The sequence below is a fragment of the Holophagales bacterium genome, from assembly GCA_016719485.1.
Lineage (GTDB): Bacteria > Acidobacteriota > Thermoanaerobaculia > UBA5066 > UBA5066 > UBA5066.
In genome coordinates this window covers 290,603-309,626 of the sequence record JADJZB010000021.1, presented here as the reverse complement: position 1 = coordinate 309,626, position 19,024 = coordinate 290,603, and the positions used below count along the sequence as shown (strand labels likewise).

At 72.6% G+C, this 19,024-nt stretch carries 18 protein-coding genes; all 18 read right to left on the bottom strand.

The features are described 5' to 3' along the window. The gene (locus IPN03_13445) at positions 1-651 is read right to left on the bottom strand and encodes a DnaJ domain-containing protein (protein MBK9374691.1); all 651 of its coding nucleotides are present in this window, start codon (positions 649-651) and stop codon (positions 1-3) included. 121 nt (positions 652-772) lie between these two features. Beyond that, positions 773-1,816, bottom strand: coding sequence for a hypothetical protein (locus IPN03_13440; GenBank protein MBK9374690.1), 1,044 nt, complete (start codon positions 1,814-1,816; stop codon positions 773-775). Between the two features lie 31 nt (positions 1,817-1,847). Then, positions 1,848-2,711 (bottom strand): DUF4115 domain-containing protein, encoded by an 864-nt coding sequence (locus IPN03_13435; GenBank protein MBK9374689.1) that lies wholly within the window; start codon positions 2,709-2,711, stop codon positions 1,848-1,850. Between the two features lie 54 nt (positions 2,712-2,765). After that, a complete protein-coding gene (locus tag IPN03_13430) occupies positions 2,766-3,530 on the bottom strand; it encodes a hypothetical protein (GenBank protein ID MBK9374688.1) in 765 nt (254 codons plus the stop codon). Positions 3,531-3,538: 8 nt separating this feature from the next. Next, positions 3,539-4,348, bottom strand: a complete 810-nt coding sequence (locus IPN03_13425; protein ID MBK9374687.1) for a tryptophan synthase subunit alpha — start codon at positions 4,346-4,348, stop codon at positions 3,539-3,541. Beyond that, a complete protein-coding gene (trpB, locus tag IPN03_13420; protein MBK9374686.1) occupies positions 4,345-5,559 on the bottom strand; it encodes a tryptophan synthase subunit beta in 1,215 nt (404 codons plus the stop codon). The genes IPN03_13425 and trpB overlap by 4 nt, the downstream gene beginning before the upstream one ends. Continuing rightward, positions 5,454-6,998, bottom strand: coding sequence for a hypothetical protein (locus IPN03_13415; GenBank protein MBK9374685.1), 1,545 nt, complete (start codon positions 6,996-6,998; stop codon positions 5,454-5,456). The genes trpB and IPN03_13415 overlap by 106 nt, the downstream gene beginning before the upstream one ends. Continuing rightward, positions 6,995-7,993, bottom strand: a complete 999-nt coding sequence (gene trpD / locus IPN03_13410; GenBank protein ID MBK9374684.1) for an anthranilate phosphoribosyltransferase — start codon at positions 7,991-7,993, stop codon at positions 6,995-6,997. Before trpD ends, IPN03_13415 begins: the two co-directional genes overlap by 4 nt. A gap of 29 nt (positions 7,994-8,022) precedes the next feature. After that, a complete protein-coding gene (locus IPN03_13405; protein MBK9374683.1) occupies positions 8,023-8,592 on the bottom strand; it encodes an aminodeoxychorismate/anthranilate synthase component II in 570 nt (189 codons plus the stop codon). Next, complete coding sequence (locus tag IPN03_13400; GenBank protein ID MBK9374682.1) at positions 8,589-9,980, bottom strand: anthranilate synthase component I family protein; 1,392 nt, start codon at positions 9,978-9,980, stop codon at positions 8,589-8,591. The genes IPN03_13405 and IPN03_13400 overlap by 4 nt, the downstream gene beginning before the upstream one ends. Further along, positions 9,980-11,422: an imidazole glycerol phosphate synthase subunit HisF gene (gene hisF / locus IPN03_13395; GenBank protein MBK9374681.1), complete on the bottom strand. Its 1,443-nt coding sequence runs from the start codon at positions 11,420-11,422 to the stop codon at positions 9,980-9,982. Before hisF ends, IPN03_13400 begins: the two co-directional genes overlap by 1 nt. Beyond that, positions 11,419-12,165 (bottom strand): 1-(5-phosphoribosyl)-5-[(5-phosphoribosylamino)methylideneamino] imidazole-4-carboxamide isomerase, encoded by a 747-nt coding sequence (locus tag IPN03_13390; GenBank protein MBK9374680.1) that lies wholly within the window; start codon positions 12,163-12,165, stop codon positions 11,419-11,421. The genes hisF and IPN03_13390 overlap by 4 nt, the downstream gene beginning before the upstream one ends. Beyond that, positions 12,162-12,779 carry an imidazole glycerol phosphate synthase subunit HisH gene (gene hisH / locus IPN03_13385; GenBank protein ID MBK9374679.1) on the bottom strand — a complete coding sequence of 206 codons (618 nt, stop codon included), beginning with the start codon at positions 12,777-12,779 and terminating at the stop codon, positions 12,162-12,164. Before hisH ends, IPN03_13390 begins: the two co-directional genes overlap by 4 nt. After that, positions 12,776-13,372, bottom strand: coding sequence for an imidazoleglycerol-phosphate dehydratase HisB (gene hisB, locus IPN03_13380; GenBank protein MBK9374678.1), 597 nt, complete (start codon positions 13,370-13,372; stop codon positions 12,776-12,778). The genes hisH and hisB overlap by 4 nt, the downstream gene beginning before the upstream one ends. Further along, positions 13,369-14,442 (bottom strand): aminotransferase class I/II-fold pyridoxal phosphate-dependent enzyme, encoded by a 1,074-nt coding sequence (locus tag IPN03_13375; protein MBK9374677.1) that lies wholly within the window; start codon positions 14,440-14,442, stop codon positions 13,369-13,371. Before IPN03_13375 ends, hisB begins: the two co-directional genes overlap by 4 nt. Beyond that, a complete protein-coding gene (hisD, locus tag IPN03_13370; protein ID MBK9374676.1) occupies positions 14,439-15,710 on the bottom strand; it encodes a histidinol dehydrogenase in 1,272 nt (423 codons plus the stop codon). Before hisD ends, IPN03_13375 begins: the two co-directional genes overlap by 4 nt. Next, positions 15,704-17,377 carry an ATP phosphoribosyltransferase gene (locus IPN03_13365; GenBank protein ID MBK9374675.1) on the bottom strand — a complete coding sequence of 558 codons (1,674 nt, stop codon included), beginning with the start codon at positions 17,375-17,377 and terminating at the stop codon, positions 15,704-15,706. The genes hisD and IPN03_13365 overlap by 7 nt, the downstream gene beginning before the upstream one ends. Then, positions 17,374-18,867 carry a type I 3-dehydroquinate dehydratase gene (locus tag IPN03_13360; protein ID MBK9374674.1) on the bottom strand — a complete coding sequence of 498 codons (1,494 nt, stop codon included), beginning with the start codon at positions 18,865-18,867 and terminating at the stop codon, positions 17,374-17,376. The genes IPN03_13365 and IPN03_13360 overlap by 4 nt, the downstream gene beginning before the upstream one ends. Positions 18,868-19,024 lie beyond the last annotated feature (157 nt).

The following is a 19,024-nucleotide window of genomic DNA, read 5'->3' as shown; positions in this document are numbered from 1 at the left end:
CTAGCCCTTCCGCCCGAACAGCCCGCCAAGGAATCCCTTGTTGTCGGACGGGGGGCGCAGCTCGGTTGCCAGCTTCTGGACGTCGCCGTCCTCGGGGATCCTGCTGAGAGCCTCCTGGAGGTGTCTTTCGGCCTTGGTCCTGAGTCCCACCTGAAGGTAGAGCCGGGACGCCTCCCTGTGAACGGCACCGTTCTCCGGATCGAGCTTCAGCGCGGCTTCCACGGCCTCCACGCCCCGCCGAGCCTTGCCCGGAATCCGGCTGCAGACGAGAGCGAGGTAGTGGAGTGCCTTGGCATCCTTCTTCCAGTGGTGGACGGAGAGGTCGAACTGCTGGAAGGCCGTCGCGAAGTCCCCGTCGCGATAGGCCTTGACTCCCTTGGCGAGGTAGACCTTCGCGATGCCGGCGGGGTCGAAGGCCGCACCCCCCGAGCCCTTGTCGAGATCGAAGTCGTGGGCCTTGCGGCGCTGCGCGTTCGTCAGGACGTTCACCGCCTCCGTGAGGACCTGGAAGCGGGTCTCGGCTTCCGCCTTCTTCACCGCGTCGGTGAAGCGATCCGGATGGGCGTCTCTCGCGAGAGCCCGAAACCGGCCCCGAATGACTTCTTCGGAGGCATCACGGCCCACCCCGAGAATCTCGTAGTAGTTCGTCACAGCTTACCGATCGGCTCGTGCCTTCCGGGCCCCCTTGCGCAGACAGTTGTGAAATTCTCACACGACGGTCAGTGGAAACTCAAGCTCCGCGAGAGCCCCCGCGGGCGCCCGGGGGCCTTTTCTAGAGCTGACGACGCTGGACGATGCGCTTCGCCGTCACGCGAACGGCTTCGGGGACGTTGCGGTCCGTGGCCAGGGCGGTCTGGTCCCTCTGGGCGAGCCGGAGGACGAGCGGGAGCGTCACGTCGATCGGGGACCGCGGATTCCTGACGATCGCCGCCATCAGGCCGTACTTCTTCATCCACTCCCGCCGCTGGGCGACGGCTCTCAGGACGTCTTCCGAGACGCTCTTCATGTTCGCGATCGCCTCCGCGTCGGCCTCGTTCGTCTTGGGCGACTTCAGGACCGCCGTCGAGACGAGGCGGTTCGGATCGCGGACGAGGAAGAGGCGTTCTTCCCGGGTCCCGCGAAAGGCGACGCGGACCCGTTGCGCAACGGTGAGCGACGTGAGGCGGACGACGAGGTCCTTCGAGACCTCTTCCTCGACGGGTGCCGAAGCCGGCGCGGCGCCGCCGGCCGTGACGGCCCCGGGCTCGTCCGGGACCGGCGCGGCGTCTTCGGCTTCCTCCGCCTCGAGCAGCGGTCCGCCTCTCTCCCGCTCCTGCTTGAGGAAGAACTCCTCGAGGAACTCGTCCGCGCGCCGGCGGATGTCCGTGGAGAGCTCGGGATTCTCGAACAGGCTCTCGACGATCTCGGGCGCGGCCAGGAGCCGCGCCTGGTTCGTGACGAGAATGTCCTGCAGGTCGGGTTCGATGTGGCGGGCGAGCTGGACGAGGGTCGAGGTCGCGACCGAGCGATGCTGCAGGATTCCTTCGAGGACCGTCCGCTCACGGGTCCGACGAGCGATGGCGTCGAGCTGCTCCGGCCGGCACTCCGGCATCCGGACCGCGCCCAGCACGGCCGGCACGTCGAACGACCGGAACGTCTCCTCGCAGAGCGGCGAGAACTCCGGGTCCCCCTGCGCGAGCATCGACCCGACGGCCCGCACGAGCTCCGACGGGGAGAGAGGCACGAAGCCGCGAGCGGCGAACTCGAGGATCCGGCGGGGTGCCTGACCGTTCTCGATCGACGCGAGGATGTCCAGACCGGGAGCGTCCGAAGACATGCTGGCAGGAGCTTACGACAGTGCGCGGGCTTCAGCCGCCCTGGGGAGCGGCACCGGTGGACGCCTCGCCGATCACGAAGTTCCTGACCACCTGCCCGAGCTGGCCGACCGCGCCAATCGCGGCACCGTCCACGTCGACCTCGACCCCGCCAGCGTTGCCGAGAGTCAGGACGAACGTGCGCCCTCCCTCGAAGCGTCGGGTCGTCCCCTTGCGGAAGAGCTCGGCCGCGATGACGCGCCCGTCCACGCTGACCTCGGTCCAGCAATCGTCGCTGAACGTCAGGGTGAGGGTCCGGCCGGCTCCCGCCGGGGCGCCAGGCTGCGGGGTTCTCGCGACCGCCGTCTCGATGAGCGGCTGCCCGGACGGAACCGGCACGACGGCCGAAGCGATGGCCGGCGGGAGGCGGAGGGCATCCGGGACGGGCGTCGCGGACTCCACCGCAGCTTCGTTTCGCGCGACGGAACCCTCCCGCTCGCTCGCTCTTCCCTTCAGGACGGCAGCGACGAAGGTCACGAGGGCCAGCACGAGCGCCACTCCGACGCCGAGGGCCGTCGTGTTGAACGAGACGTTCTTTCTGGGGCGGGACAGGCGGATGCGGTGCGAGGTGGAGCTGACGCTCGCGGAGGCCGTCTTTTCCCGTTCAGCCGACCAGCCCTCGTGAATGTGGTTGAAAGCGGCGGCCGTCCTCTCCGCGTCGAGCCCGAGGTGGCGGGCGATTGAAAGGACGAAGCCTCTCGAGAAAACCCGGGAGGGAAGATGCTCGAAGCGACCTGCCTCGAGCGCCTCGATCTGGCGCACGGAGACCTTCGTCACTTCTGCGAGCTGTTCGCAGGTGACATCCCTGAGCTCGCGTTCCCGACGCAGCTCTTCGCCGAATTCCTGCGGGGTTTCCACCGGTTACAGATAACCCTCCGGGGCACAAGAGATTACATCTCGATTTCGAGCCTGTCAACCGGCCGTCGACCCAGGCCCCTCGAGGAGGGTCCTGGCGCAGGCGGCGAGGAGCGGGTCGGCGGAGGGGTCCCTCCTGAGCCTCTCCCACACGGGCCGTACCGAGGAGGCCAGGAGCGAGATGGCGACGGGCCGAGGCGTTTGCGGGGACAGGAGCACAGCCGTCCGCACCGCTGTGCGCGCCATCCAATGCTCGTTCGATGCCAGCAGAACGAGCTGGGCCTCCCTCGGGTGCCGGACGAGAAGCCAGGCGGTCAGGTCCTCCTCGACGAGCCGCGGATTGCCGAGGAGCGCGCCGAGGACGTCGACCTCCCCGCCGTCGAGGAGCGTTCCGGCGAGCGCCCGGTCGGCCAGCCGGGCGAGGGCCGTTTTCTCCCCGAGCGAGAGCTTCGGGAGCTTCTCGAGGATGCGCCGGTTCGCCGAGTGCCGCACGGGAGCCGGAGTCCGGGCCTCGCGGCCCACGTCGACCAGGTCGCGCCACGGGAGGTCCTCGAGGAGGCGCAGCGCCTCGGCGCGCGGCGTGGCCGGGTGAAGCGCGACGGCCTTGCGGACCTCCCGGCTCGAGAGGAGGCCCGGCGACGCGAGGACCTCGGCGACCACCGGCTCGCCCGAGTAAGGGTGACGCAGGCAGCGAAGGACGTCGGATTCCGAGAGGCGCGAGACGTGCTCGCGGACGAAGGCCGCAAGCGCAGCCCGGTCGGCCCGCACCAGCACGGCCGTGAGCGACGCGCGATCCGCCGCGTCCGGACGCTCCCCGTTCACGGCTTCGATTATCGGCCCGTCGCGGCGGCGAGCCTCCTCACCACTGCCGCCGCGGCGACGACCGGGTCCTCCCCCGCCGTCACCGCACCCTCCATCGCGAGGACGACGGCGCTGCCGACGACGACGCCGTCGGCGCATCGCGCGACGGACGCGACCTGACCGGGCGTCGAGATCCCGAAGCCGACCGCGACGGGAAGACGGCCCACGCCCGCCTTCACGCGCGCGACGAGGTCTTCCAGTCCCACCGGGACGTCCGCGCGGACCCCTGTGACACCCGGGCGCGACACGACGTAGACGAAACCCCGGGACATGCGGCCGACGGTCCTGATGCGACGGGGCGGCGACGTGGGTGCGAGGAGGAAGACCGGGTCGAGACGCGTCGCGCGGAGCGTCGAGGCGAACGCCTGCCCCTCTTCCGGGGGAAGGTCGGTCACGAGGGCGCCGTCGACGCCCGATTCCGCGGCGCGTGAGGCAAAGGCCGCTTCCCCCATCGCCAGGACGGGATTCGCGTAGCCGAAGAGGACGACGGGAACGTCGAGCCCGCCGGAGCGGACGCCGGCGACGAGGTCGAGGACGCCCGACAGGCTCGTCCCCGCCGCGAGCGCCCGCTCGCTGGCGCGCTGGATCGCGGGCCCGTCGGCGATCGGGTCGGAGAACGGGACGCCGAGCTCGACCACGTCGGCCCCAGCCTCCGCGAGCGCCGGGAGAAGCCTGCGGGTGACCTCGAGCGACGGGTCCCCTGCCTCGACGAAGACGACGAGCGCCGCGCGCCCTTCGCGAGCGGCCCGCGTGAAGGCCCGTGCGATCCGTCCGCTCACGACGCCACCCCCTCGAGCCCTTCGAGACGGGCCACGCTCGGGACGTCCTTGTCTCCGCGCCCGGAGAGGCCGATGACGATGGTCGCGCCCGGCCGCTTCGGCGCCTCCCGCAGCACCCACGCGACGGCGTGCGCGGTCTCGAGGGCGGGGATGATCCCCTCCTTCTCCGAGAGCGCGTGGAACGCGGCAAGTGCCTCGTCGTCGGTGACGCTCTCGTAGCGCGTCCGTCCGAGCGCGGCGAGGTTCGCGTGCTCCGGTCCGACGGCCGGGTAGTCGAGCCCGGCCGAGACGGAGTGCGTCGGGAGAATCTGCCCGTCGTCGTCGGCGAGGAGGAGCGTGCGTGTCCCGTGCAGGACGCCGACACGCCCCGGCCCGAAGCGGGCCGCGTGCTCGCCCGGGGCGGCGGAGCGCCCGCCGGCCTCGACGCCGACGAGCTCGACCTGGACGTCCGGGAGGAATGCGTGGAAGAGGCCGATCGCGTTCGAGCCGCCGCCGACGCAGGCGACGAGAAGGTCGGGGAGCTTCCCTCCGAGGACCTTCTTCGCCTGGGCGCGCGTCTCGCGGCCGATGACGGCGTGGAAGTCGCGCACCATCCGCGGGTAGGGGTGCGGGCCGAGGACCGAGCCGAGGACGTAGTGCGTGTCGCCGTAGTTCGCCACCCAGTCGCGCATCGCCTCGTTGATCGCGTCCTTCAGCGTCTTCGAGCCGGATTCGACGGAGACGACCTTCGTTCCGAGGAGGCGCATCCGGTAGACGTTCAGGGCCTGCCGCTCGATGTCGACAGACCCCATGTAGACGACGCAGGGAAGGCCCATGAGCGCCGCCGCCGTGGCCGTCGCGACGCCGTGCTGCCCCGCGCCGGTCTCGGCGATGACCCGGCCCTTCCCCATCCGCTTCGCGAGAAGGACCTGCCCGAGGGCGTTGTTGATCTTGTGCGCGCCGGTGTGGAGGAGGTCCTCGCGCTTGAGGAAGATCCTCGCCCCGAGCTCGGCCGAGAGGCGCCGCGCCTCGGTCAGCGGGGTCGGCCTCCCCGCGTAGGTCGTCAGGAGACCGTGCAGCTCACGGCGGAACGAGGCGTCGGCCCGCGCCTTCGTGTAGGCGCGGGTCAGCTCCTCGACGGGCGCCATGAGCGTCTCGGGAACGAACCTCCCGCCGAACTCTCCGAACCGCCCCGCCGCATCGGCCTCGGGAACCACGAACTTCTCAGCCACCGTTCTTCCCCTTTTCCCGTCTGACTGCGGCCAGGAACGCCGCGAGCTTCGCTCTGTCCTTGATCCCGGGCGCTCTCGACGCCCGAGGCGACGTCGACCCCCGCTGGTGCGCATTCCCGGACGGCCCTCGCCACGTTCTCCGGGGAGAGCCCTCCCGCCACGAAGACACGTCGCGTTTTCGGGAAGTGCGAAAGCAGGCTCCAATCCCACGTCTCTCCGGTCCCTCCCGCGAGCGAGGCGTGCGCCGCGTCGAGGAGGAGGACGTCCGCCGGCCACGACGCCGCGTCCTCGAGCGGGTCCTTCCCCACCCTCACCGCCTGCCAGATCGGGACGGGGACGTCGAGGCCGGTGCGTTCGGGAAAGCCGTCGTGCCACTGCAGGGCGTCGGGACGCACTTCGGCAACGATCGCCCGGGCCTCGGATACGGAGCTCCCGGCAACGACCGCAACGATGCCCTCGGCGAAGCGGCTCGCCGCGCAGAGCGCCCGCGCCCTCTCGACGCTCACGCGCCGCGGCGAACGGGACGAGAGGTTGAGGCCGATCCAGTCGGCGCCGAGCTCCTCGGCGGCGGTGAGGTCCTCCTCGCGTGTGACCCCGCAGACCTTCACTTCCGTCGTCCCCTCGCCGCGAAGCGCACGCAGCGCGCGCGCCGGGTCGCCGGAGCGAAGAAGCGACTCGCCGACGAGAAACGCGTCGAAGCCGGCCGCCGCGAGACGCTCCACGTCCGCCGGGGCGTGGATGCCGCTCTCGGCGACCCGGACGACGCGGGAGGGAATACGTGTCCCGAGCGCGACGATCCGGTCGAGATCGACCTGGAACGTTCGGAGGTCGCGCGCGTTCAGCCCCACGACCTCGGCACCCGCGGCGAGCGCCCGCGAGACGTCCTCCCCGTCGTGCGCCTCGACGAGGACGGCGAGGCCTCGCTCCCGGGCCGCGCGGTGAAGCCGCACGAGCGTGCGCTCATCGAGCGCCGCGACGATGAGGAGGACGGCATCGGCCCCGAGCGACAGCGCGAGGTCGAGCTGCACCTCGTCGACGACGAAGTCCTTCATCAGGACCGGGAGGCCCGAGATCCGCTTCACCTCGGGGAGCCACGCCAGTTCGCCGCCGAAGAAGTCGGGCTCGGTGACGACGGAGATCGCAGCGGCCCCCGCGCGGCGGTAGGCCCGCGCGACCGCGCGTATTGCAGACGACAGCTCTTCGGGGCTGCCGGAGTGTCCGGGGCGCTGCGTGAAGCGCCCCGCGGAGAGCAACGTTCCGGCCGAGGGAGAACGGTGCTTGATCTCGGCGATGACGCGCGGACCACTGGCGCCCAGGGCCGCGAGGAAGCGGGCGCCGTCCGAGGGGATGGCCGCGGCGCCCCGCGGCGCCAGCTCTCCCGCGGCGAGCCTGCGCCGACGGGCCGCGAGGATCTCCGCGAGGATCGACGGGACGCTCACGCCGCCTCCTGCGAGATCGTCGCGAGCGCCGCGAGGGCCCGGCGCGCCGCGCCCGAATCGATCGAAGCAGCCGCCCGGGCCATCCCGTCGCCGAGGTCGAGAGCGATTCCGGAGACGAGGAGCGCGGCCGCAGCGTTCATCAGGATCGCGTCGCGACGGGGACCCTTCTCCCCGTCGAGGACGGCCCTGAGGATCCCGGCATTCGTCTCCGCGTCCCCGCCCGCCATGTCGCGCGGGTCGCGCTCGGGGAGGCCGAACGTCGCGGCCGTCCACTCCTCGAGGCGCACCTCTCCGTAGAAGACCTCCGCCACGATGGTCAGGCCGTGCGGGAGGAGCTCGTCTCCCGCGCCCGAGTTGGAGACGACGAGCGCGTGCTCGGCGCCGAGCGCCGCGAGGGCGTGCGCGAGGACCGGCACCCGAAGCGGACGGTCGACGCCGACGAGCTGGCGCGTCACGCCGAGGGGGTTCGCGAGCGGGCCGGCGAGGTTGAAGGCCGTCCGGATCCCGAGCTCGCGCCGCATCGGTCCGACCGATTTCATCGCGGGGTGGTAGGCCGGTGCAAAGAGGAACGTCACGTTCGACTCCGCGAGAGCGCGCGCGGCAACGGACGGCGGCATGTCGATCCTCACGCCGAGGGCCGCGAGGACGTCCGCCGACCCGCTCGCCGAGGAGACGGCACGGTTCCCGTGCTTGGCGACGGGGACCCCGGCCCCGGCGACGACGAACGCCGCCGTCGTCGAGACGTTGAACGTCCCCTGGCCGTCCCCGCCCGTCCCGCAGACGTCGACGGAGCGCTCCGCCAGCTCCGCCGGGACCGGGGCCCGCGTCGCCCGGGCGCGGAGCGCGTCGACGAAGCCCGCGACCTCTTCGGCGGCCTCGCCCCGCCGGGCCATCGCGGCCAGGAGAGCCGCGGCCCTCACGGCCGAGAAGCCGTCGGTCAGCATCTCGTCGACGGCGAGGCGCGCCTCGTCCCTCTCCAGCGTCCGCCCGTCCATCACGGCCTTCAGCGCACGCTGCAGGTCGCTCACCCGACGCCCCGCTCGACGAAGTTCTTCAGGAGGCGCTCCCCTTCGAGCGTCAGGATCGACTCGGGGTGGAACTGGACCCCCACGAGAGGCCGCGTCCGGTGCCTCAGGCCCATGACGAGCCCGTCGGACGTCTCCGCCGTCACCTCGAGACACTCCGGGACGCTCGCGCGGTCGACGACGAGGGAGTGGTAGCGCGTCGCGACGAAGGGGTCGCCGAGGCCCGCGTAGATCCCCGCGCCGTCGTGCCGGATCTCCGACGTCTTGCCGTGCATGAGGACCGGCGCCCTCACGATCGACGCACCGAAGACGTGCCCGATCGCCTGGTGTCCGAGGCAGACGCCGAGAAGGGGAACGTCTCCAGAGAGGCGGATGACCTCTTCGCTGATTCCGGCGTCTTCCGGGCGGCCCGGCCCCGGCGAGATGACGATCCGCGAGGGGCCGAGCGCGAGCGCATCCGCGGCGGTCATCGTGTCGTTGCGGACGACCCGGACGTCGCCGTGAAGGGTCTGAAGGACCTGGACGAGGTTGTAGGTGAAGGAGTCGTAGTTGTCGACGACGAGGATCACGGCTCGTACTCCTTCGCCGCGTCGACGGCGCGCATGAGCGCCCACGCCTTGCTCTCGCACTCGTCCGCCTCGGCCTCGGGGCGCGAGTCGGCGACGATCCCCGCTCCCGCCTGGACGTGGAGGACGCCGTCCTTCACGACGGCCGTCCGGATGCCGATCGCCATGTCGAGGTGTCCCGCGAAGTCGAGGTAGCCCACCGCTCCCCCGTACGCGCCGCGCCGCACCGGCTCGAGGTCCTCGATGATCTCCATCGCCCGGATCTTCGGCGCGCCCGTGAGCGTCCCCGCGGGGAAGGTCGCCGCGAGCGCGTCCACGGCGTCCTTTCCTTCCGCGAGCTTCCCGGTCACGCGCGTGGCCAGGTGCATCACGTGGGAGAAGCGTTCGACCGTGAAGAAGTCGCGCACCCGGACGGTGCCGGGGGCGGCGACCCGCCCGAGGTCGTTTCGGCCGAGGTCGACGAGCATCACGTGCTCGGCCCGCTCCTTCTCGTCGTTGAGCAGCTCGCGCGCCAGGGCGAGGTCCTCTTCCTGCGTCGCGCCGCGGCGGCGCGTCCCGGCGAGGGGAATCGTCTCGACGTCGTCGTCGCCGGCCCGCACGAGACGCTCGGGCGAGGCGCCGAAGATCACGGCGTCGGGCGTCCGGAGGTAGTACTGGTACGGCGACGGGCTGACGCGCCGGAGGGCGCGGTAGATCGAGAAGGTGTCCCCGTCCACCGCCGCCGACCAGCGGCGCGAGAGGACGACCTGGAAGACGTCCCCTGCGCGGATGTGCTCCTTCGCCTTCTCGACGCGGTCTACGAAGGCCTTTCGCGGGAGCGACTCCTCCCACGGGCCCGCCAGCCGCGCGGGCTTTCCGCCGTGTGCCCGGCCCGCCTCGACGCGCGCCGCGAGGGTCGCGAGCCGCGTCTTCACCGCCGTCTCCTCCCCTGGCCGCGCGTGGCCGAGGAAGAGGAGCCGGTGCCGCACGTGGTCGAACGCGAGGACCGTCTCGAAGACGCCGAACCAGGCATCTGGAAGGCCGACGGGGTCGGGATTCGTCGACGGGAGCCGCTCGAGCCGCCTCACGGCGTCGTAGCCGGCGAACCCTACGGCTCCGCCCGTGAACGGCGGGAGGTCGTCTCCGAAGCCGTCCGACGCCGGGAGGGCACGCGTCTCCGACCGGACGATGCCGCGCAGGAGGTCGAAGGGATTGCCGTCGGCCCCGCTGAACGAGCGCTCGGGGGCCGTCCCGAGGAAGGACCAGCGAGCGACGCGCGCCCCTCCCTCCACCGACTCGAGGAGAAAACAGGGGTCGTCGCCCGCGAGGAGCGTCCGCATGACCGAGACCGGGGTCGTCAGGTCGGCGGGACGTTCGAGGACGACGAGCGTCCGGGCCTCTGGTTTCGCCATCACTTCTCCTCGGGGCGCGTCCCGCGCCTCTTCTGACGCCTCTGCGCGAGCTCCGCCGCGACGGCCCCGGGCGGGAGGTCCCGCGCGGCCATCAGGACGACGACGTGATACATCAGGTCGGCAATCTCTGCAGCCAGGCCCGCGTCGTCCCGGGTCACGGCCGCCAGGGCGGTCTCCACCCCTTCTTCGCCGACTTTCTGCGCGCACTTTTCGATGCCCTTCGCGAGAAGGCGGTTGGTGTACGAGCCCGGCTCGGGGTTGGCCTTCCGCGCGGCGACGACCTCGAAGAGGGGGCCGAGGCCGAAGGGGTCGGCCGCGTCGGGGCCCGCAGGCCCACCGGCGCCCTTCGGAGGCCCGGGGACCGCTTCGCCGGGCGCAAAGCAGCTCGCTGCGCCCGTGTGGCAGGCGGGGCCCGCGGGCTCGACGTCGTAGAGAACGGCATCCCGGTCGCAATCGACCGAGATCCGGACGACGCGCTGGAGGTTTCCCGAGGTCTCCCCTTTCTTCCAGAGCTCGCGGCGCGACCGGCTCCAGAAGTGGGAGAAGCGTGTCTCGACCGTGAGGGCAAGGGCCTCCTCGTTCGCCCAGGCGAGCGTCAGGACGTCGCCCGTCCCATCGTTGCGAACGATGACGGGGACGAGGCCTCGATCGTCGAAGACGATCCCTTCGAGCCCCGCCGGGACGGCCGGGCGGACCGGCACCCCGGCCTTCGCGAGGGCCCGCTTGACCTGCCCGACGGAGAAGGTCCGGTCGTGGAAGACGGACGCCGCCAGGACGGCGTCCGCGCCCCCGTCGAGGACCGCCGGAGCGAAGTGCGCAAGCGACCCCGCCCCCCCGGAAGCCACGATCGGGACGGACGTCGCCGCGCGCGCCACCTTCAGCATGGCGAGGTCGAAACCCGCGAGCGTGCCGTCGGCGTCCATGGAGGTCAGGAGAATCTCGCCCGCGCCGCGCGCGGTCACCTCGGCGACCCAGGTGGCGAGGTCGATTCCGGTGATCCGCCGCCCGCCGTGTGTCGAGACGACGAACCGGTCCCCGTCCCGCTTCGCGTCCACGGCGACGACGACGCACTGTGCACCGAACCGCTCCGCCAGCCGCGTGACGAGCCCTGGGTCGGCAACGGCGGCGGTATTCACCGTGACACGGTCGGCCCCGGCGGCCAGGAGCGCGCCGGCGTCCTCGACGGAGCGGACGCCGCCCCCGACGGTGAACGGGATCGAGAGGACGTCTGCAACGGACGCGACGAGGCCGGCGAGCGTTCCCCTCTCCTCGTGCGAGGCGGCCACGTCGAGAAAGCAGAGCTCGTCCGCCCCCTCGGCCTCGTAGCGGCGCGCGGCCTCCACCGGGTCTCCCGCGTCTCGCAGGTTCTCGAACTTCAGCCCCTTCACGACGCGCCCTCCGGCGACGTCGAGGCACGGGATGACGCGGACGGCGAGGCTCACGACGCCACCTCCCGGAGCGCGGCGCGGGCCGTTGCGAGCCGCGCGACCGTCGTCGCACCGGAATGCAGGGCCCGTCCGAAGATCGCGCCAGCCGGCCCGCCCGAGAGCGTGGCCGCCACCGGAGCGAGATCCTCCGCTCCGCGCATCCCACCCGAGGCGAGGATCTCGCCAGAAAAGGCAGCCCGGACGGCGGCGAGCAGCTCGAGGTTCGGACCCGTCATCGCGCCGTCGCGCGCGACGTCGGTGACGAGGAGCGTGCGCACGCCCAGCGCCGCGAGGCGGCGCGCGACCCCGGCGGCGTCTCCCGCCCCGGCGTCCTCGACCCAGCCGTGAATCGTCGGGCGCCCGTCCTTGCAGTCGAGGGCGACGACGAGGCGATCCGGATGCGCGGCGAGGAGCGCCTCGAAGAGCGCGGGGGCGCGGAACGGGAGGCTCCCGAGGACGAGGCGCGCGACGGAGGTCGCGAGGACCGCCTCGATGCCCGCGCGGTCTCGCAGGCCACCGCCGACTTCGACCGGAACGGGCGACGCCGCGACGATCTCGGCGATCGGGCCGGCGTTGGATCCGATCCCGAACGCCGCGTCGAGGTCGACGACGTGGATCCCGTCGGCCCCCTCCGCCGCGAAGCGGAGGGCGACCTCGACGGCGCGCTCAGGGTAGACGGTTCGCTGCGACGGATCGCCGTGGAGGAGGCGGACGACCTTCCCTCCCATCAGGTCGATGGCGGGCCAGAGCGCGATCACGCGGCCTCCGAGAGGAAGTTCTCGAGGATCCGCCGTCCCGCCGACGACGACTTCTCGGGGTGGAACTGGCAGCCCCAGACGTTGCCGCGCCGGGCGGCCGCGACGAACCGGCCGCCGTGGTCGCACCACGCCGCGACGTCGGCGGGGTCGACCCCTTCCGGCCGGAAGGAGTGGACGAAGTAGACGTAGGTCCCGCCCGGCAGCCTGTCGAGGAGGGGCCCGGCGCTGGCGCCCTCGGTCTCCAGGCGGTTCCACCCGACGTGCGGAACGCGCGCGCCGGGCGGGAAAGGGGCGATGCGGCCCGCCAGGAGCCCGAGGCCCGGCGTCGTGCCGAACTCCTCGCTCTCGTCGAAGAGGAGCTGGAAACCGAGGCAGAGGCCGAGGAGCCGCGCGCCGCTCTCGAGAGCGGCGCGGATCCCCTCCTCGAGGCCCGAGGCCGCGAGGCTCCGGCGTGCCGGGGCGAACGCGCCGACGCCCGGCAGGACGACGCGCGACGAGGTGGCGACGACAGCCGGTTCGGACGTCTGGACGACCTCCGCACCGAGCCGTTCGAGGGCGCGCCTCACGGAGCCGACGTTGCCCACGCCGTAGTCGAGGAGAGCGACGCGCGTCATGCCGTGAGGGTTCCCTTCGTCGAGAGGACCGTCGTCTCCGTCCGCGCGACGGCCTGGCGGAGGGCACGCGCGGTCGCCTTGAAGACCGCCTCGGCCGCGTGGTGCGCGTTCCGCCCACGCAGGACGTCGACGTGCAGGTTCAGCTTCCCGCGGAAGGCGGCCGACTTCCAGAACTCCTCGACGAGGGCGAACGGAAAGTCCCTCGTGACGAACTGCAGCTCCGGCGTCGACGGCGCCTCGAAGACGAGGTACGGCCGCCCCGAGAGGTCGACGACGCTCCGCGCGAGCGCCTCGTCGAGCGGGACGTACGAGTGCCCGAAGCGGGCAATCCCGGCGCGGTCGCCCAGCGACTGGTCGAGCGCCTCGCCGAACGCGAGCCCGACGTCCTCGACGGTGTGGTGTGCGTCGACGTGGACGTCGCCCGCCGCCTCGACGACGAGGTCGAAGCGCGCGTGCTTCGCCACGGCCTCGAGCATGTGCGAGAGGAACCCGACCGGCGTGGCAACCTGCGCCTCTCCCGTACCGTCCAGGTCGAGCGTCAGCGCGATGCCCGTCTCCTTCGTCGTCCGTCTCACCTCGGCGGTGCGTCTCACAGGACCTCCTTCAGGGTCGAGAGGAACAGGTCGTTCTCGTCGGGAGTCCCTATCGTCACGCGAAGCGCGCCGGGGACGACGGTCGTCTGGTCGCGGACGAGGACCCCGCGCGCACGGAGGTCGCGGAGAACTCGGGCGCCGTCCCCATCCGGCGGGACGAGGAAGAGGAAGTTGGCGCGCGACGGCGCGACCCGGGCGCCAAGCGCACGGAGCGCCGCCGCGACCCGCTCGCGCTCGCGGGCGACGGCGCGGCAACGCTCCCGGACCTCCCCACGGCGCGCGAGGACGGCGAGGGCGATCTCTTCCGCGCCGACGTCGACGCTGAACGGGAGGATCGCTTTCGCGATCTCCTCGGCCACGTCGGGCCACGCGGCGGCGTAACCGACGCGGAGCCCCGCGATCGAATAGGCCTTCGAGAGGGTCCGGAAGAGGACGAGGTTGCGCAGCTCGTCCAGAAGGGGGAGGAGGTCGTCTTTCTCTTCCGAGAAATCGACGTAGGCCTGGTCCAGGAGGACGACCGGCGAAACCGCGCAAAGGCGACGGACGAACTCCCGCGATACCGTCCCGCCCGTCGGGTTGTTCGGCGAGCAGAGGAGCGGCACCGTGCGCTCCCCTTCGGCCGCGCGCGCCAGGAACGCCTCCTCGTCGAGCCGGAAGTCGTCGCCGGCGAGGGGCACCGCCGCGACCCGGGCGCCGGCGATTCCGGCCATCTGGACGTAGAGGGAGAAGACCGGCGGCGCGAGCAGGAGCGTACCGCCGCATCCGGCGAACACGGCGACGGCGGCGAGGATCGCCTCGCCCGAGCCGTTTGCGGGAACGACCTGCTCCGGCGAGAGCCCCACCGAGGCCGCGAGCGCGGCCCGGAGCCTGAGGGAGCCGAACTCCGGGTAGAGGGCGAAGCGTCGCGCCCGCAGTGCCGCGAGGGCGCCGTCCTTCGCTTCGGCCGAAACGTCGGCAGGGCTCTCGTTGAAGTCGAGCTTGGCGCGGAGGCCTTCGGGCACCGGCGCGAACCGGTACGCGCGGAGAGCGCGGATCTCGGGCCGGACGGCGGCGAGGGGGTCGCGCGTCATTGTCCGCTCCTCAGGTCGAGCGAGCGGGCGTGCGCCTCGAGCCCCTCGAATCGCGCCAGCGTCGCGCCCGGCGGGCCGAGCCTTCGGGCCGCCGCGGCCGGGACGGAAACGCTGCGTCCCCAGCGGAAAAAGTCGCGGACGGAAAGGCCCGAAAAGCTCCGGGCCGCGCCACCTGTCGGCAGGACGTGGTTCGGGCCGGCGAGGTAGTCGCCGAAGGCGGTGGGGGTATCGCCCCCGACGAAGACCGCCCCCGCGGTGGACGTGAAGCGCGGGGCGTAGCGCTGGGCGGCGCGCCCCATCAGCTGCACGTGCTCGGCGGCGAAGGCGACACCCTCGTTCGCCGCGGCCGGAAGGGACGGGAAGACGAGAGTCAGGCCGTTCGCGTCGAGCGCGGCGCTCGCCGTCGCGGCCGTCGGCAGGCTCTCGAGCTGCCGGGCGATCTCTGCGTCCACGGCGCTCGCGAGCTCGCGCCGGTCGGTGAAGAGGAGGCAGACGGCGTCGGGGTCGTGCTCGGCCTGCGCGAGGAGGTCGGCCGCGATCCGCTCCGGGTCGGCTCCTTCGGACGCGAGGATCAGCACTTCGGAAGGCCCCGCCGGCATGTCGATCGAGACGAGGCCCGAAACGAGGTGCTTGGCCGCCGCGACCCAGCGGTTCCCGGGGCCGACGATCTTCGTGCAGCGCGCCACGGAGACGAGGCCCGCGATGCCGTGCGCCCCGCCGGCGAGGAGGACCTCGTCGACGCCGAGCTCGGCGAGCGCCCACCGCAGCTCGCGGCTCTGGCGAAAGGCGCGGGGCGGCGTCGCGACGACGATTCGCTCCGCTCCGGCGACGCGCGCCGGGACGACGCCCATCAGGAGCGACGACGGGTAGAACGCACGGCCACCGGGCACGTAGACGCCGACCGCCTCGTGCGGGACGGGTCTCTCGACGAAGGACACGCCGAGCGCGTCGCGATGAGAGAACCCTTTCGGCACCTGCCGCCGGTGATACGCCGTGAGCCGCCGACGTGCCAGGCGGAACGCCGACGCGAACGCCGGGTCGACGTCCTTCTCGGCCTTCGGCCGGACGAGGAGCCCCTTCTCCGCGATCCTCTCTCCGTCGAGGTCGGCGACGAACCGGGCGAGCGCAGGCGCGCCGTCCGAGAGGACGGCTTCGACGATCGGGAGCGCCTCGCGCAGCGTGGAGAAGTCGGGCGAGAGGCGCCGCGCGCGCAGGCGGGCGAGGAGGGCCCGGCCCTCGCGCGTGGCGACGGAAGCGACCTTCAGCATGACGTCGCCTCCTTCGCCAGGTCCGCCACGCTTCCTGCCGGCGCCGCCTTTGCCACTTCGGCCGACAGGCGGGAAACGAGCCCGGCGACCTCGGAGCGCCGCTCGACGAGGGCCCGGTTGCCCACGATGAACGTCGCCCGGCTCGGGAGAATCGTCTCGAGCTCCACGAGGCCGTGAGCGGCCATCGTCGAGCCGGTCTCGATCAGGTCGACGACGACGTCCGTCAGCTTCAGCGCCGCGGCGAGCTCGACGGAGCCGGCGAGCGGGACGACCTCGTGCGGGATCTTTCTCGCGTCGAAGAACCGTTCCGCGACGCGACGGTATTTCGTACCCACCCGGACCGGGTGGCCATTCGGGCGGAACTCCTCCCCTGCGCGTCCGATGAGCGCGAGGCGGCAGGCGCCGTAAGGGAGCTCGAGCGGCTCGCAGACCACTTCTCCCGACTCCTCGATCCTGTCGTTCCCGACGACGCCCGCGTCGGCACCGCCGAAGGCGACGTAGGTCGGCACGTCGTCGTCCTTCAGGAGGAGAAGCTCGAAGCGCCCGCTCCGGTCGGGCAGCAGGAGCCTCCGTCCGTCGCCCTCCGGGAAGTCGACGCCGGCCGCGCGGAGGAGATCGAGCGTCTTGCGGAGGAGTCGCCCCTTCCCCGTCGCGATCCGGAAGGGCCTGGGCGCCGCGTTGGCCGGCTCCGCCGCCTCGGTCGCGATCGCGAGCGCCTCGAGCCCGATGCAGAAGCCGACCGCAGGGGCGTCCGGCCCGAACCGCCCGAGGAGCCCGTCGTAGCGTCCACCGCCGCCCAGCGGTCCGCCGCCCCCCTTCGCATCGAGAGTGAAGGTGAGGCCCGTGTAGTAGGGGGTCTGGGGCGTACCGGCCAGGTCGACGACGACCTCGAGTCCGGGCCGGACCTCGCGCGCCGCCCGCGCCACCGCGGAGAGCGACCGCGCAGCGTCCGCGAGGACGGGGAGTTCGAAGAGTGGCGACGACGGGTCGAAGCCCGCGAGGAGAGCGGAGGCGACCTCCTGCGCCTGCGCACCGTCCGCCCCGCCCCCACGGAGACGCTCCGCGAGACGGCCGACGCGCCGGGTCCGGGCATCGACGAGCGCCTCCTCGAGGGTGCTCCTCTTCCGGTTCACGAGACCCGGCGCGATCGCCGAAAGGATCGCCGGCAGGAGCCCCGCCCAACCCAGCGTCAGGCAGAGCCGCCCGGCCGGCACCTCGGCCGCCGCGGCGAGAAGCGTGCGGAGCATCCGGAGGTCCGCCTCGAACGAAGCGTCGCCGTAAAGCTCCGCCCCGACCTGGGCGAACTCGCGCGGCCGCCCGAGGCCCGACGGCTCGTCGCGGACGACGTCGCCCCTGTAGAAGAGCGCCACGGGCATCGGCAGGCCGGCGAGGCGCGGGGCGACGACGCGCGCGGCCATGGGCGTGAAGTCGGCGCGAAGCGCGAGGAGCTCGCCCCCGCGGTCCATGAAGCGGTAGAGCCGCTCGTCGCCTTCCGCCGTGACGCCATCGTACGGCGAGGCGAAGTCGAGGACCGGGAGGATCGTCTCGCGGAACCCGGCGTCCGAGAGCGTTCGGACGACGGACTCCTCGACCCGCCGCCGGCGCTCCGCCGACTCGAAGAGGAGCGCCTGGACGCCGCGCGGGAGATTCGGGGAAGGAGAGCTCACGGGTTCACCTCGAAGAGCGAGCGGATGCGGGCCGGGAGCCGCGCGGCGAGAGTCGCCGCGTCGGCCTGGCGGCCGGTAAAGAGGGCCGACTGGCCGACTGCCTGGGAGAGGAGGAGCGTGAAGCCGTCGACGAGGCGGGCGCCCCTGCGGATCGCTTCGTGCGAGAACGCGGTACCGCCCGGGCGGTACGGAGCGTCGACGGCGAGGACGCCCGAAGACAGCAGCGCGGCGTCGCACGGCAGGGGGTCGGACGCGTCGAGACCGAGGGGCGTGGCGTTCACGATTACTCCGTACGGGAGCCCGGAGGCCGCCGGATTCGAGATGGCGCGCACGCCGCAGGCGGCAGCGAGAGCCGCGGCGCGCTCCGGCGACCGCGCCGCCACGTCGACGGACCAGCCGCGGTCCCGCAGCGCCTCGACGGCGGCGCGTGCCAGCCCACCCGCCCCGAGGACGAGCGCGGCACCCGATTCCGGCGCCCGGGGAATCGCGCCGAGGAGAGCGTCCCGGTCCGTGTTCGCGCCCGTCACGGCTCCGTCCGTGCCGAAGAGAAGCGTGTTCGCGACGCTCCCGGCCGGGCCTCCGGCGAGCGCCGAGGCCTCCTCCTTGAACGGGATCGTCACCGACGCCCCGCGCAGGGGCACGCCGAGGCCGGCCAGCGCCTCCCGAAGGCGAGGCAGCTCCTCTCGGAGCGATTCGAGGGCGACGGGGACGTAGAGCGCACCGGAACTCAACGACTCGAACACGGCGTTGTGGATCGCCGGGGAGAAGGAGTGCGAGACGCGGCTCCCGAGAAGGGCAAAGAGGCCGTCGACGCGCCGGGGTCGTCCGACGGCGTAGACGTCGAGGAGATCCGCCGCAAGGAGCTGGCCCGGCGCGGTCGCCTCGCCGGGGAGAGCCGCTCCGAAGGAGAGCGCCGCGCCGAGATACGGCGAGAGGACGCGCGTGACGAGACCGGCCTCCCCCATCCCGAACGCCGCGAAGCGGCCTCTCTCGCCGGACGCCTGCAGCCGCAGGGCCCGGAGGGCGTCGTCGAGCCCGCGGGTCATCGCGACGACCTTCACGTACCGGGCGCAGGTTCCGAGCATCCGCGCCGAGCGCTCTTCGAGGTCGTCCGGCAACCCGGCGACGTCGTGCGCCGAGACGACGACGCGCTCGCCCGGGAAGCCGAAGAGGCCCTCGCCCGCGCGCGCGAGCTCGACGTCGACGAGATCGAAGCCGGCGTCGAGCGCCGCGCCGAGGAGTGCGGCGGCCGCGGCCTCCGTCCCTCCGAACCTTCCCCCTTCGTCCCGCGACCGGAGCGTCGCGAGGAGGGTCCGGCCCCGGAACGCCTCGCGGAGAGCCGGGAGATCGGGCGCCTCCAGCAGCGCGTCGAGGCGGACCTCGACGGCGGGGATCCGCCCGTCGACGAGGCGTGCGGCCTCGATCAGGGCGGCGTTCGTCGCGCGGCCCAGCGAGGCGACGAGGAGCGTGCTTTCTGCCGTGAGACCCAAAACAAGACCCCCTCGGTCGTCCGAGGGGGTCTATTGCGGTTTCTCTGTCTCCCCGCGCCCTCGGACGACTCGCGTCCGACGAGCGGGTGTCGCTCGTCGTCGCTACGCGTGATGCCAGTGCCAGAGGACCGAAGCGAACGTCATCGCGCGCGGATTC

What these genes read in the sequence shown, in the direction of transcription:
- trpD (MBK9374684.1), bottom strand. Translation starts at nt 7,993, where the DNA reads ATGGACGGGCGGACGCTGGAGAGGGACGAGGCGCGCCTCGCCGTCGAC.
- hisD (MBK9374676.1), bottom strand. Translation starts at nt 15,710, where the DNA reads ATGCTGAAGGTCGCTTCCGTCGCCACGCGCGAGGGCCGGGCCCTCCTC.
- IPN03_13375 (MBK9374677.1), bottom strand. Translation starts at nt 14,442, where the DNA reads ATGACGCGCGACCCCCTCGCCGCCGTCCGGCCCGAGATCCGCGCTCTC.
- IPN03_13440 (MBK9374690.1), bottom strand. Translation starts at nt 1,816, where the DNA reads ATGTCTTCGGACGCTCCCGGTCTGGACATCCTCGCGTCGATCGAGAAC.
- IPN03_13400 (MBK9374682.1), bottom strand. Translation starts at nt 9,980, where the DNA reads ATGGCGAAACCAGAGGCCCGGACGCTCGTCGTCCTCGAACGTCCCGCC.
- hisH (MBK9374679.1), bottom strand. Translation starts at nt 12,779, where the DNA reads ATGACGCGCGTCGCTCTCCTCGACTACGGCGTGGGCAACGTCGGCTCC.